This window comes from Candidatus Bathyarchaeia archaeon (assembly GCA_038882715.1).
GTDB lineage: Archaea > Thermoproteota > Bathyarchaeia > Bathyarchaeales > DTEX01 > DTEX01.
Genome location: JAVZNR010000002.1, coordinates 1 through 14,171, shown reverse-complemented (window position 1 = coordinate 14,171; position 14,171 = coordinate 1). Strand labels below are relative to the sequence as shown.

General features: G+C 47.2%; 11 protein-coding genes. 4 read left to right on the top strand and 7 right to left on the bottom strand.

Annotation, left to right across the window (positions count from 1 at the left end):
- The first annotated feature begins 20 nt into the window (after window positions 1-20).
- Together QXR61_01615 and QXR61_01610 are read left to right on the top strand one after the other, a co-directional pair.
- The gene (locus QXR61_01615) at window positions 21-1,394 is read left to right on the top strand and encodes a sulfatase (GenBank protein MEM3756650.1); all 1,374 of its coding nucleotides are present in this window, start codon (window positions 21-23) and stop codon (window positions 1,392-1,394) included.
- A gap of 110 nt (window positions 1,395-1,504) precedes the next feature.
- Window positions 1,505-2,185 (top strand): ribonuclease activity regulator RraA, encoded by a 681-nt coding sequence (locus QXR61_01610; protein MEM3756649.1) that lies wholly within the window; start codon window positions 1,505-1,507, stop codon window positions 2,183-2,185.
- Window positions 2,186-2,347: 162 nt separating this feature from the next.
- Here the strand turns inward: QXR61_01610 and QXR61_01605 are convergent, their stop codons facing one another.
- From QXR61_01605 to QXR61_01595, 3 genes are all read right to left on the bottom strand, one after another.
- Window positions 2,348-4,573: a DUF5696 domain-containing protein gene (locus QXR61_01605; protein MEM3756648.1), complete on the bottom strand. Its 2,226-nt coding sequence runs from the start codon at window positions 4,571-4,573 to the stop codon at window positions 2,348-2,350.
- Between the two features lie 80 nt (window positions 4,574-4,653).
- Entirely contained in the window at window positions 4,654-5,775 is a 1,122-nt protein-coding gene (locus QXR61_01600; GenBank protein MEM3756647.1) for a TIM barrel protein, read from the bottom strand.
- A gap of 231 nt (window positions 5,776-6,006) precedes the next feature.
- On the bottom strand, window positions 6,007-7,386 hold the full coding sequence (locus QXR61_01595) for a TrpB-like pyridoxal phosphate-dependent enzyme (GenBank protein MEM3756646.1): 1,380 nt from the start codon (window positions 7,384-7,386) through the stop codon (window positions 6,007-6,009).
- 182 nt (window positions 7,387-7,568) lie between these two features.
- Between QXR61_01595 and QXR61_01590 the strand changes: the two genes are divergently transcribed.
- A complete protein-coding gene (locus tag QXR61_01590) occupies window positions 7,569-8,075 on the top strand; it encodes a zinc-ribbon domain-containing protein (protein ID MEM3756645.1) in 507 nt (168 codons plus the stop codon).
- A 3-nt stretch (window positions 8,076-8,078) separates the two neighbouring features.
- Here QXR61_01590 and QXR61_01585 read toward each other — a convergent pair whose 3' ends face one another.
- Window positions 8,079-9,251 (bottom strand): Gfo/Idh/MocA family oxidoreductase, encoded by a 1,173-nt coding sequence (locus QXR61_01585; GenBank protein ID MEM3756644.1) that lies wholly within the window; start codon window positions 9,249-9,251, stop codon window positions 8,079-8,081.
- Window positions 9,252-9,488: 237 nt separating this feature from the next.
- On the opposite strand from QXR61_01585, the gene QXR61_01580 reads away from it, so the two are divergent.
- Window positions 9,489-10,589 carry a hypothetical protein gene (locus QXR61_01580; GenBank protein ID MEM3756643.1) on the top strand — a complete coding sequence of 367 codons (1,101 nt, stop codon included), beginning with the start codon at window positions 9,489-9,491 and terminating at the stop codon, window positions 10,587-10,589.
- A 31-nt stretch (window positions 10,590-10,620) separates the two neighbouring features.
- Here QXR61_01580 and QXR61_01575 read toward each other — a convergent pair whose 3' ends face one another.
- The 3 genes from QXR61_01575 to QXR61_01565 form a co-directional block, all read right to left on the bottom strand.
- Entirely contained in the window at window positions 10,621-11,892 is a 1,272-nt protein-coding gene (locus QXR61_01575) for an enolase C-terminal domain-like protein (protein MEM3756642.1), read from the bottom strand.
- Between the two features lie 43 nt (window positions 11,893-11,935).
- Window positions 11,936-13,420: a DUF4147 domain-containing protein gene (locus tag QXR61_01570; protein MEM3756641.1), complete on the bottom strand. Its 1,485-nt coding sequence runs from the start codon at window positions 13,418-13,420 to the stop codon at window positions 11,936-11,938.
- A gap of 135 nt (window positions 13,421-13,555) precedes the next feature.
- The coding region (locus QXR61_01565) for a carbohydrate ABC transporter permease (protein MEM3756640.1) at window positions 13,556-14,171 on the bottom strand (616 nt) is incomplete at its 5' end.

Sequence of the window (14,171 nt, the reverse complement as noted above, 5' to 3'; positions counted from 1 at the left end):
ATTAAGGTGGAGGGGTCGCTTTGAGCGACGTTAAAAACCTGACACTGATTGTTTTAGATAGTTTTAGGCAGGATCACATAAGCTACTATAATAGGGGTGAACGAGTCTTTGAGAATGTCCCCGCGTGCAAAACACCTAACCTAGATTCTTTCGCCGAGGATAGCGTTGTTTTCCACAACGTTTACCCTTCGGGATTACCGACTATACCCGTGAGATATGAAATATTAACCGGCATGTTTTCCCTCCCATACAGACCGTGGCAGCAGCTCCTCCCATACCCGAAGGACATAACTGCCGCGGACATACTGTCTAAACGCGGTTTCGTCTGCGGGCTCATATCAGACACATACCACCTATTTAGACCCGACATGAATTTCCATAGAAGCTTCCACTGCTTCAGGTGGATTAGGGGTCAGGAATACGACGCCTACGTGTCCTCACCACCAAAAAGGAAAGTGGAAAACTATGTGAACGAGAATTATCCTGAGCCCTGGAGAAAACTTGTCGCCAAATTTTTAGCGAACACCGACGAATTTAAGTCGGAGGAAGACTACTTTCCAGCCAAAGTTTTCAATGAAGCCGCCAAGTGGCTTAAAGATAACCGCGTGTACGAGCACATATTTCTCTGGGTTGACTGCTTCGACCCCCATGAACCCTGGGATCCGCCTGCAAGATTCAACGTTTACACAGATCCAGCGTATAATGGGCCTAGGCTTATACTGCCCATGGGTGGCTACGCTGAGAAGTGGGCGACGAGGGAGCAGATAAATTACATTAGAGGGCTGTACGCTGGCGAAGCAGCCTTCGTAGACCACTGCTTCGGCGCTTTTCTCGAAGCCTTAAAGGATCTCGGATACTATGATGATTCCATAATAATTGTTACAGCCGACCACGGGCACCCGCTCGCAGACCACGGGAAATTTCTTAAGGGGCCGGATAGAATGTATAGCGAGCTCCTGAAGGTTCCATTCATAATGCATATTCCGGGCTTCAAGCATAGAGACATATACGCTCTCATACAGTTTCCAGATATTCTGCCAACGATCCTAGAGATTCTTGGACTTAAATCTGAGACCAGATGCATGCAGGGATGGAGCTTCCTAGAGGTGATCGAAGGCTTAAGGAAGGAGCATAGAAGCCACATTATCGCCGGTTACCATGAGGCTGCTGACCGCTGCATAAGGAATAGGGAATGGAGCTATGTGAAGAGGCCTGAAGGCCAGCCTGACGAACTATACAATTTGGTTGAAGACCCGAAAGAAAGGAACAATCTGATAGATAGCGAGATAGATTTAGCCTTAAAGCTCTCATCGTACTATGGACTGTACTTCCATAGGTCGGAGAACCCTTGGGTTGTGAAGGGATTGCAGGGCAAATACGAGACCGGCAGATGAACTGCTTGGCAATTAGAAGCTTAATGCTAAAGAGCATTAAATGATAAGCGCTATATATTGAGCCCTCCAATTTCATTAATCAGGATTAAACATATTGAAGGGGTTGCCGAATGGAGAACATATTAGAATCAATAAAGATTTTAGAGAAGGTTTCCAGCGCCTCAGCGTATTCGGCGCTATGGGACTTAGGCTATAAAAACACTTGGATGAGGGGGATATATCCGCTGACGGTCAGCGGAACACATATCGTTGGCCCAGCGGTCACCGTGAAGTATCTGCCCTATAAAAAGAGGCTTGAAGAAGACACCTACAGGAAGTCAGCTATATTTCAGGCAGCGCTAACAGCGAGGGAAGGGGATATAGTAGTGATGGATGCCATGGGGATGGACTGCGGAGTTATAGGAGACTGCATCGCCATGGGCTTCAAGGTGAAGGGCGTCGCGGGGGTCGTCATTGACGGCGGTGTAAGAGATACACCGCTAATAAGAAGGATTGGGCTACCAGTTTACGCGAGATGCGCGACGCCAGCGCATATAGGTGAAAAAATAGTTCCCGTATCCTTAAACACGCCGATAGAATGCGCTGGGGTTCAAGTGAACCCTGGTGACATAATCGTTGCAGACGATGATGGGGTGGTCGTAATACCGAAAGAGATTGTAAGCGAAGCCGCAAAGTTGGGTTTAAAGCATGAGCGCCTAGATGAAGAGTCTAGGCGGAGAATATCTGAGGGTATGCCTTTAGGAGAAGCCTACCCGCCGAAAGAAGAATGGTTGCGGAGCGCGGAGGAGTGAAACGCTTCCCTACACCGCGGTTCTCTGAAAATATAGGTGTTTGAAGCATAGGCTTCGCAATACTGCGATCCTAGCGTTTTATATCCTCTCTACTGACGCCTTTTTCCAATAAGCGCCTCAGAGTTAGTGGCAATAAACTTTTATTCGGGTAAGCAATATGCCTCAGAAATAAAGTATTTCTTCTTTAGGCACAACGTGCACTTTCCGCCTAATCTTTATCCTTTGATCCCCGAAACCGTGGAACACCCTTATCTTCCCTGATTCAGAGATCGGTTTTCCATCTAGGCTTCTAACGGTGAATAGAGCCGGCTCCCTATATTCTATGCCATCCCACTTCATCGCATGGAAAGCTATGAACGTGGGCGACTCGATCACGAAGCCAAAGGTCGGAAGAACAACTTCGCCGCCCATCTTAGAGTTGTAGACGTAGTCCTTATATTTTGCCCCCCATCTGACGAAGCCGAGAGCCTTATTGACAACGACCTCAACATCTTCGCCGAAAACCACACGCTCAACGCTGAAATCGGATGTTAGAAACTCATGTTTTGTGACGGGTTTTTCAGCCGTGATCTCGTATAGTGGCGACAGTATCTCATGGGTGTTTTTAATGAATCTGTCCAGCATGCATAGTCCTTCAGCCCACCCTCCATCCGCCCTAATAAAGCAACTTGAACTAAACGGGTGCCCCCTCGGCTCATCTTTAGGCGCATTCTTCCAATATGTTCCTCTGCCAAACTGATCGAAGAAGTGGTAGTGTAACGGTCTCCCCATAACAATATGGTGTAGAACGTATTCAGCGGCTTCGCTTGGATCGTAGCCGTACTTACCATACGCCGCAACGCAATCCCTATAAACCATCTCGAAGAGCGGAATAACCTTCGCGCTGATAGATTCCGGGTTCAGGGCATGGTAGTATCTTCCGCTAACTCCCACTAATCCTTCAAAGAAGTGGCTGTAGGGTACCGCCCATTCTCTCCCGCACTCGGAGCCAGATATGCCGAAAACCGACGCAGTGTACTCTAGAAGCCTCTGCTTATATTCCATGTCGTCCCATTTTGTCAGCGGATGCTTCTCATCGTAGCATTCAAATAGCGGTGAAGCAGTAGTCGTATCGACAAAATATGCGTTTGGATTGAAGAGCGCCTTAACCTCAGGCATGTTTCGCTTAGCCATCTCCAAACCCATTTTTGAGCAAACCAGCCACGCCTGCCCGCCAGCCCAGAAACCCCCCTTAACCAGCTGTCCATCAGGTCCCTTCATTATTAGATCCTCGCTCCAAGAGGGCGAATCCCTATAAATGTCTTGGTAATTATCGTGGAGGCAGAACAAGTATCCTAGATCCCTAACTCGCCTAGAGGCTTTCGCCAGCCCCTCATTTCCACCGCACTCAGGCGCTGCTGGAAGAATATCCGGGTGCTGATTATCGTATCCCCTACGTATCCATCCACCTATGATAAACAGCGCCTTCTCTATCCCCAAATCTCTTCTTAAATGCTCCGCTACCTCAGCAGCCTCATTAAACGTCCAGTTAACTTGAACAAGTTCTTCCCACATTTTATAATCCATGAGCCTGGTTAAGCAGCTCCAGAGCTTAAAGTTTGATGCCCCGAGGAGCTTAACGACTTCCGGGTTTCTCTCAGCCTTCTCCCTTAAGGTGGCAAGCCACCCCTTCTCTTGAACTATCTTTCTATAGGCTTTGGCTATAGAAACGTAGTCCCCTTCACCCAGAAAGGATATTCTCAGAGACCTCGCGGTCTTCCTTAAATACATGGATAGGGAGAGGATCTGCCTCGCGTCTGTGACGCCCTCGTTCAATGTGCTCTTAATCTCCGCGGCTACATAGGGTTCGTGCCATGTAACTAAGACCGCCGACTTATCTTTGACGAGACCCAGCATCTCCATGTGGCAGCCTTCGTAATCAAATGTCCCGAAGCGGTGAATGAACGGTATGCCGCTATCGGATCTAACGATTAAGCCTTCTCGAACGGGAATCACCATGTATCCTCTATCAGCATCTGTTATCCAAAAGCCGTCGTCAAGCAGCCTTAAGCTATCTACAGATATTTTTCCCCTAGTCTCATAGGAGAACTCCAGAGACCTATCGTCATCTAGTAGACCTATGTTAAATCTGATTTCAGCGCCCACATCCTTTAAGCGATAAACCATCCTGATGTTTCTGCCATCGCTTTCAACAAGATCGAAATTGTTGAAGGAGACGTTAAGCGTCCCGCCGTCAACGCAGAGCGATGCTGAACCGAAGCGTTTAATGTATGGGTTAGAGCGCCACACGACTTGAGTCTGCTTATCCAGTATCCGGTATGAGCCATCCTCGAAGAATTCAAGCCTAATGAAAGGGCTATCTAAAATAGACAGCGCGCCTTCACGCATGTAAGCCACCATTCAACGCTAAACCTTCATATATGCTAAAAATGCAGGGGTAATTAAGAGAAAGGAAAAGTTGAAAAACCTCACTCGGCAAATATTATTCTCTTCACCACATTAATTGCCTTCGCTTGATCCCCTGATTCTCTAGCCTCTTCAAGCTCGTCTTTTCTAGCGTATATTAGAAGCGCCTTCTTCATAAGGTTCCCAAAAATCTCTTTGCTCAGCCTCATGGCTTCCACTGGATCCATGCGATACGTGAACTGGTCTTCGCCGAACCATCCATCGTAACCTACGTCTATAGCCGCATAAAGGTAGTCGACGAAACACCATACGTCCCCAGTTCCAAAAACCCTATCTTCATCGTTGCTTCTATACTTCGCCGTGTTCACGTGGAATCCTACTATTGGGACGCCCATCTTATGCAGCGCGTATACCGTGAAGGCTGGCTCAACGCCGTACATCATCTCATGCCCATAATCTATGGTTACGCCCATAACCTTCGAACCCAACTCCTCATTAACCTTATAAGCCAACCAGCCTGAAAGATGGGTTGTTGGAACAATCATGTTGCCCTCTTTAGGCTCCTTAAGCTTCGCCTCTACGCCGAACTTTAATCCAAGATCCTTGCAGCGTTTAGCCACCTTAATGCAAGCGTCTAGAAACCATTCAAACTTTAACCCATAATTAGATTCAAAGTTATAGTCCCATCCATCCTGACCCGGCCAGAAGCTTAGGCTTGGGCTACCTAACTCCTTAGCTATATCGGCTGCCTGCAAGAGAATCTCCAGCGCCTTCTCCCTAACAGCCTTATTTGGATGGGTTACGCTTCCAAGCTTCCATCTAGGGTCAGTGAACATGTTAACATTCACGTTAGATGTCTCAATATTGAGTTTCTGGAGGGTTTCTTTGGTCTTCGTTATCCGATCCTCTGAAACCCTAAGGTTCCCATCTAAGAAGAGCAGGTCATGAAACTCTACGCCTCTTATACCGGCCTCAGCCACCCTCCTTAACTGGGCCTCAATGCTGGAGTCTAACTCCGGAAAATATCCGCTGGTGCCGAACCTATCCATGAAGTCGCCGGCAGACCAGTGTCCAGCGGAAAACTTTATGCCAAACTCTTCAAAGAACCTGTTAAGCCTCTCTCCTTCGAGATAACCTTTATACTCTGACTCAAGCTTCAGCAATCTAGATTTATCAACCCTCAACAAAACAACCTCCTTTTTATAACGTTTTTTCTCAACAGCATTTTTAAATTTTTTTAATTCCCACCGTAGTCTTCTCGAAAAACCTTGAGGGCTAGTGAAAATCCGGACGTCGCTTCCTACCGGGAGCCTCTTTTTGAGAAATAGATTGGTTCTAAAATAAAAAGGTAAAGATTATAAGTACCCTATAGCCTCATAGTTTCTAAGTTTAAAGGCGGAAGTTTTTCTCGGTTTTCATCGCTCTATTTCTAGCCAAGGATACAGATCCTTTAGTTTTCTTATGGCCTCTTGAACCTTCTCCTCAGGATACTCGTATGGCGGAAGCTTCCCAGATAAGTAGTCGTCGAAGGCCTGCATATCGAAGTGCCCATGCCCGCAGAGCAGAAACAGTATTGTTTTCTCCTCCCCGGTCTCCCTACATTTCAAGGCTTCGTCTATGACAGCTTTTATCGCGTGGCTTGGCTCCGGTGCTGGGACAAACCCTTCAGCCCTCATGAACTGGTGTGCTGCCCTAAACACCTCAACCTGATTGTAGGCGACGGTTTTAACTATGCCCTCTTTGCTGAGCAGACACAGCGTTGGAGCCTTCCCATGATATCTTAGCCCGCCTGCATGTATCGGCGCCGGTATAAACATGTGCCCAAGAGTGTACATTTTAATCATAGGTGTTAAGCGCGCTGCGTCACCGTGATCGTAGGCGTAAAAGCCCTTAGTTATAGATGGGCATGCCGTCGGCTCAACGGCCAAGAACTGAACGTCTTTTGGAGCTCTACCTGAAACCTTATCATAGTAGAATGGCCAGAAGAGCCCTGAGAAGCTGCTTCCGCCGCCTATGCATCCAACTATTAGATCCGGGTAGTCATCCGCGATCTCCATCTGCCTCTTAGCTTCCAATCCGACAACTGTCTGATGCAGTAAAACGTGATTTAAAACGCTTCCAAGCGAATACTTAACATTTCTATGCGTTACCGCATCCTCTATCGCCTCGCTTATAGCTATTCCTAGGCTCCCAGGATTGTTCGGATCCTCCTTCAATATTCTTCTTCCGCTCTCAGTGTTGGTGCTAGGGCTTGGATAAACCTCCGCACCCCACAGCTCCATCAGCATACGCCTATAAGGCTTTTGATTATAGCTAACCTTAACCATGTAGACTGTTGCCTTTAAGCCGAAGAGCATGCAGCCGAACGCTAAAGCTGAACCCCACTGGCCAGCGCCAGTCTCGGTTGTAAGGCGCTCAACACCCTCCTTCATAGCGTAATATGCTTGAGCAACAGCGGTGTTAGGTTTATGGCTGCCCGGAGGGCTAACACCCTCATACTTATAATATATTTTAGCGGGAGTTTTAAGCGCCTTCTCAAGCCCAACAGCCCTATACAGCGGCGTCGGCCTCCAAAGCATGTATGCTTCACGAACCTCCTCCGGTATATTTATCCAGCGCTCCTGACTGACCTCCTGAACAATGCATTCTTTTGAGAATAGCGCCATCAATTCCTCGGGCTTCACCGGCTCCCTCGTTATGGGATTTATTGGGGGCGGCAGAGGTTTCGGCAGGTCTGGCAAAATATTATACCATTGCTTCGGCAACTCATCCTCATCCAGCAGGATTTTTCTCATGAGCAAACTCCCCTCATTAAATGTAAAATAATGCTCTTATAAGCAATATTTAAGTCTTTTGTGAACAAAAATGTTCACATAAAGTTAATGTTAGAGCCCAGCGAATATGTTTAGCCAAACCATTTATATGCGCTTTAACGCTAAAAGTGAAAGCGGATAAACACATGTAGGGGGAAGAAGCGTTGCCATATTGCCCAAGCTGCGGGAACCAAGTTGAGGAAAACGATGAATTCTGTGGGCGATGCGGCTTCAATATCGCTCAGATGAAGCGGCTGCTGAATCCCCAAGAAGCCGTTAAATCAATTGTGTTTCAAAGAATCGAGGGGATAAAGCGGAAAGATGCTGAAACGATTCAAGGTCTCATAGATAAAGAGCATTATACTAAGTTTGATGATTGGCCGCCTTTTGAGCGGCAGGGGCTTGATGGCTTGAGGAGGGAAGCCGAAGCGCTGAAGGTTCTAAAGGAATATAGATATGAGATTAACGACCTGAGAATAGATCTGTTTGGCGATGCCGCGTTAGCCTCATTCATCATAAAATATAGTGGGAGGATGAGACATCTAGATTTCAATGTAAAATCTAGGGTAACAATCGTTCTATTTAAAGTAGGGGACGAATGGAAGATAGTTCATGAACACTGGTCACGTTTCCCTGAGAGAGAAACGTGGAGACATAGACTCTTACTCTAAACGCTAATACCAGCTGCTCCACTCAGCCTCGCCTAGACTCCATGGGCTCTTAGAGCGCAGCTCTACGAAGAAATCCCTTAAGCTGGGCGTCTCCTTGAGCGGAAGTTTCACCCTCTCGCATCTCCATGCCGATAAGTAGGCGGCGTTAATTATCTCGACAACAGCCCTCCCATCTTCACCCGTGCAATAGGGCTCTTCGTCTTTAAGAATGCACTCGCAGAAGTGTTCGAGCTCTCTGAGGTATTGCCAGTTTTCTCTCAAGTCTAGAAGCGGGTTCCAGCGGGTCTCCCAGACGCTGAGGGTTAAGTCTTGAACCTCTCGCCCATTCCTATGAAGGTGGATTATAGCCGGTTCAAGCGATTTTGAGCTATGATAAAGCCACCTCATAGTTAAGGTTCCCTTGGTTCCAAAGAGCTCGTAGCTCTCCTCGCCCTTCCTGTGAGTTATCATCGTTATATGTAGGGTTGTAACAGCGCCGCTTTTATGCCTCATAGTCACGCATGCCACATTCTCTGTTTCATACCTCTCGGGATCCACTATCATAACGTAGGCGTTCACTTCCTCCACATCCCCAAGCCACCATCGGGCAACATCCAACGGATGCGAACCGTCCTCCTGGAGGAAGCCGCCGCCAGAGATCAACCGTAAGCGGTAATCGGTTCTCTCCTGCCGAGGCGGCCTTTTAGCTGGCGGAGGAAAAATCCTCACGTTATCCCATCTCTCCCGAAGCTCGAAGATGCCGCCTAGCTGTCCGCTGTCAACTAAATCTTTGATGAACCTAAAGGACTTGTTGAAGCGCTTCATGTACGCCACCATGAGCTTAACATTATTTCGCCTACAGGCATCGATCATGCGGTCAGCCTCCTGAACCGTCGGGGCCATCGGCTTCTCACAGTAAACGTGTCTTCCAGCCTCAGCCGCCCTTACAACTATTTCTGAATGAGTATGTGGGGGCGTTAAGACGACGACGGCTTCGACTTCCCTATCGCTGAGCATTTTATCTAGATCAGTGTAGTAGCGTGGAACCGCATAAATCTCGCTTAACGCTTTAGCCTTTGACTCGTCGATATCCATGACGGCGACGATTCTCCCGTTCCTAAGAAACCTGAAGACTGGCTCATATAGGTCTCTAGCAGCCCATCCGCAACCAATAACGCCTAAACCGATTTTACCCATAAGGATCACACAGATACTAAGTTAACCTAAAACCCACTTATATTGTCTAAAAAGGGCAATAGTTCCATTGCTTATGCTTAAGGATATGGAAAAGTTGAGGCTGTGGCCTTAACCTCAACGTTAAGTTTTAGAGTTTAAAGCATGCGCTGATTAAAGAAACGGTTCTATGAGGAGACTGAAAGGTTCCATCTTTTTGAGACGTAAACCTAATATTCTTTCATCCCAGTATCTTCATTTATGAGTTTCGAGGAATCCCTCCAGTGGATTGTCGAGGAGGCAAAAAGGCTCATCGATAAGTCTGCGGTTAAGGCGTTAGATGGCACCACGCTCTTTAGACCGGATGGGGGAGGACAGTACAATGCCTTCTGGACAAGGGATTTCTGCTACATGCTTGAAGGTCTACGGGGATATATTCCGCATGAAGATGCTGTTCGAGCCTACTTTTTCATAGTTAACCGTCAAAGAGATGACGGCGCAATCCCCGATAGAGTGGAGCCTAATGGAAGACCAGTCTACCAAGTTCTTGGGTCAAAGCCCCCTACAGATAACCCCCAATTCGCAGTCAAGATTGTATGGGAGATATGGCGCTCATACAACGATATTACGCCGTTCACACATACATCACACATGTTGGAGAAGGCTTTAAATTCCCTTCCCATGAGTGAGAGGGCTGATTTAATCTGGATAGATCCAAACAACCCCCATTCATCCTACGGTTTCACGGACACTGTAGCTAAAACTGGAGAGGAACTTTTCTCCTCCCTCCTCTTATACGAGGCGCATATAAAAATGGCTGACCTATATCGGGCGGTCAACAGGCTGAAGGAAGCTGAAACACACATGAGGAAAGCGAATAAAGTAAGGGAGGATTTGGAAAGACTATGGTCTGGGAAAGGCTATTTCTACGCAGCATCCCAAGATTGTAGGCAACCAGACGTGTGGGGTTCAGCATACTCTGTCTGGATAGGGGCCGTTGATGACTCGAGGGCACTAGAGATCTCCCGCTGGCTCTGCGAACATCTCGATAAAATCGTTAAGTGGGGGCAGATAAGGCATTTACCTGAGCCATATATCTGGGAGAAGACTCTCATGGAGGTTAAACCCGGAACATACCAGAACGGTGCCTACTGGGGGACCGCTTCAGGATGGGTGGCTTACGCAGTATCCCTCACCGACCGCCAGCTAGCTAGGCGAATAATTGTAGACCTTGCCCAATTCTGCAGATCTGAAGGTAAAGCATGGGAATGCATGAACGCGAACTATAGAAAGTGCCCCGACTACGTGGCTACTTTAGCTTGCCCAGCCACTTTAATCTACGAGTGCGCGAAGCCTTTGTAAAAAGGGTTCTAGAGTTAAAAATTTTTAGGGTTTATTTGAGTTTTAAGCCCTCTTTTCCCAGGAAAGTTGCTTTGCGTCCCAGTTCCATCTCTATCTTCATTAATCTGTTTGCGGCGTCGCCTAATCCGCTCTCCCTTATGTGGCCCGTGTTAAGGCCCACAGCGTAATCTGCGATTTCTACACCCTCGCCTCTGCTGCTGCATGGCATGACGCCATAGCCATGCCTATATGCGAACTCAACCATTTCAAATGCCTCGGTTATTGTACCTATTTGATTCACTTTTAAGAGCACCGCGTTACATGCCCTTGCCTCTATTCCCCTCTTCACTCTCTCAATATTTGTTGTGAAGAAGTCATCCCCAACTATCTCTACGCCTAGCTCTCTTGTTAGGATCGCGTGCCCCTCCACGTCTTCTTCCTCCAAGGGGTCCTCTATTATCACGAAGGGAAAGTCTTTCACCGCAGCCTTATAGATTTCTATTAAGTCTTCTCTAGTTTTAGGATCCCTAGAGAAAAGCCCTTCATAGATCTTTTTCTCTCTATTATAGTATGTTGTTGCCGCCACATCGACCTGTATGCCAATCCTATTTCTATACCCTAAGTTCTCTATGGCTTCAGTCATCATCTCCCAAATCTCCCGATCATGCGAAAATTTATCTGCGCGCGTTAGAAGTAGGAATGAGCCGACCGAGGCTCTCCGCCCCAGCTTTTCGTTTGTGATCCTAAAGAATTCTCTACTGATCTCCCAGCAGGCATATGAGGCTTCAGAGAAACTCCTAAAACCATACGCCATAAAGGAGTAGCTCGGTTTTTCCCCAGATCTCTGCCCTCCGCCATACCTATCTCCACCAGCAACCGCGCCGACGCCGGGCACCGGAAGAACCTTAGCTCGAACCCCGCCAATATAGCGGTAAAGGGGTAGGCGAAGACTTTTTGCGGCGGCTTTTAAAACCGCCGCTGATACGCTTGCCATAGAGTTTCCGCCAAGCCTACTCTTATTCGGGGTTCCATCCAACTTAAGCATAACTTCATCTACGACATGCTGCTCAGTCGCGTCTAGACCTCTAATCTTTGGGCCTATTATATTATTCACAATCTCAACAGCCTTTTTTACGCCTAAGCCGCCGTATCTTGAACCGCCGTCGTGAATAAATTGAACTTCATGTTCTCCAACTGAGACACCGGCAGTCACTATTGCGCTTCCTATTGAACCATCTTCAAGCTCAACTGTGGTCTCTATTCCTGGATGCCCACGCATAGAAATTATCTCTTCCGCATAAACATTTTTTATTCGCGTGCCCATTTTTAGACACCGTTAAACAATACTTACGCCATTATAGCATATTTTAAGGACCAATTATAAGGGTTACCCCTAGGTCGCCTAAACTTATCCCTTGCGTCGTTATTATGCCGTCACCTAGCTTAATCAACGGTATTGTCGAATTATGGTTTTTAATCTCTTTGAATATGTCTATCCCCTGCCTCTCAGCTTCTTCAGCGGTGTAGCCATCTACGAGCCCTCCTGCAAGGCAAGGTATTTCTCCATATCCTTTAACGAACTGTGTTCCGGGGCCATCGGTTCCATCCGTGTCAACGGCGCCAATAACAATTTTTTTACTGCCCTTTATCTGCAGAGCTGCTGAGAGAGCGAACTCTTGGTTTCTTCCACCAATACCCCTATTTTCACCCACGGTCACTATGAGTTCCCCAGTCGTCAGAAGGACGCATGGAGGCTTAAAGGGTTTACCTGAAAACTCGACATTTTTAGCTATGCTTGCAATAACTTTACCCGCTTCAGCAGCCTCCGCTTGCAGCCATTCTGTAAGAATTATGGGTGAATATCCAAGCATTTCAGCTTTTTTGCCAGCCTCTATTATCGGCCCTCTCCTCGGCAAAACCCCGAAAACTCTAAAGTTTATGTCCTTAAAATCTTCTCTCTTGGGCGTTTCATACTCTGGTTTTGCCTCTTCAATATGCTTACGTATTGAGGGAGGTATCTTGTCCAGCATATCCCATTTCTTAAGAACTGAAACGGCGTCCCTGAATGTTGTGCAATCCGGCAATCCGTGCAGCCAACGGTTCTGTGTGAGGAGCTTCTCATAGCTCGATATGCCCGCTTCCTGCGGGAATGGGTCGCCGGCATCCCATAGAAGAATATGTATTTGAAGGGCATCCTTCATTAAGAGGGAAATTCTCCCAACCTTTAACATATCAATGTGGTTTCTCACAACATTTAAGTCTCCTGTTGGAACGCCTCTCTCCACCTGCATCTTGTATGTTAGCTCACGTACATCCTCTATCGTTATTCCCGGAGGCGGCAGCGTTAGTAGCGCTGAGTTACCGTTACCGAAAATTGTAAACACTAGGTCGCCTTTCCTGACCTTCCTAGCAATCTCATATATGGCTTGGGAACCTTTTACGCAGTCTTCATCCGGCAGGGGATGCGCGCCGAACGTCACTTTAATCTTGTTGAGTATTTTCTCATCGCCCTTCTTAGCGATAACATGTCCATCTGTTAGTCTGTCGCCTAATATGTCCTCGATGGCTTTAGCGGCAAGCTGTACACCCTTTGCTGCACCAACAACATAAATGGAGCCAATGCTATTTAAGTCGATTTTGAGGTCGCCGCTTCCCGGATCCCCTGCTGGCTCAAATTCTCTACATCCAATTATTAGGGTGCTGCCTTCAATCCTGATGAGCCTTCGGATATTGTTATAGGGATCCGCGGCTTCAAGCCCAGCTTCAAGTATCTCTAGAGCATCTCTTCTACCTTCAATATTTCCATGGGAGGATAATTCTTTCGAATTCAGTATCCTCTTAAGATTATACATTGCCACCGCCTTCTAACCCAAATCCTCATGACCTAAGATTTTTAAAATTGCTTGGGGTTTTTAAATTTACAACAACTTGTTCTTTTCGGCCGCCCAAATAAAAGGGAGTAACCGAAATAAAGCTGAATGTTAAAATTAGCCTTTAACAGCTCCCGCCAGCAGTCCTTTCGCCAAGTACTTCTGAACTATCCCGTAAAGAACTGTTGGCGGTATTGCCGAGATTATTGCCGCAGCCATTAACGGACCCCAGTGATAGGCTTCTCCAAAAGCAAACCTCATTATCCCCAGCGGTAGGGTAAGCAGCCTCTCGCCCTCTATAAGCAATAGTGGAAATAGAAGTGAGCCCCACGAGCTAACAAATGAAAAGATGGCGGCTGTCACCACTCCCGGCGCAGCTACGGGCAAAATTATCCTAAATAAGATTGAAATATGGCTGCAACCATCAACTTTTGCTGAGTCGACTAGCTCTGCGGGTATACCCATAAAGTAACCCCTTAGCATCCATGTGGCAAAAGGCACGGCTCCAATGAGATCCGCAAGTATGAGGCCTAGATATGTGTTCTTTAATCCGAGAGAGCTAAAGATCATGTATATTGGGACCATTAAGACGAAGCCTGGAAAAACATATGCGAACAGGATGAAGGATGACGCTAAGTCTTTTCCGCGGTAATAGATGAAGACTAGGCTGTAGGCTGCCAGGGAGCCTAATGCGACCGCTATACACATTACGCTTAATGACACTATGAGGCTG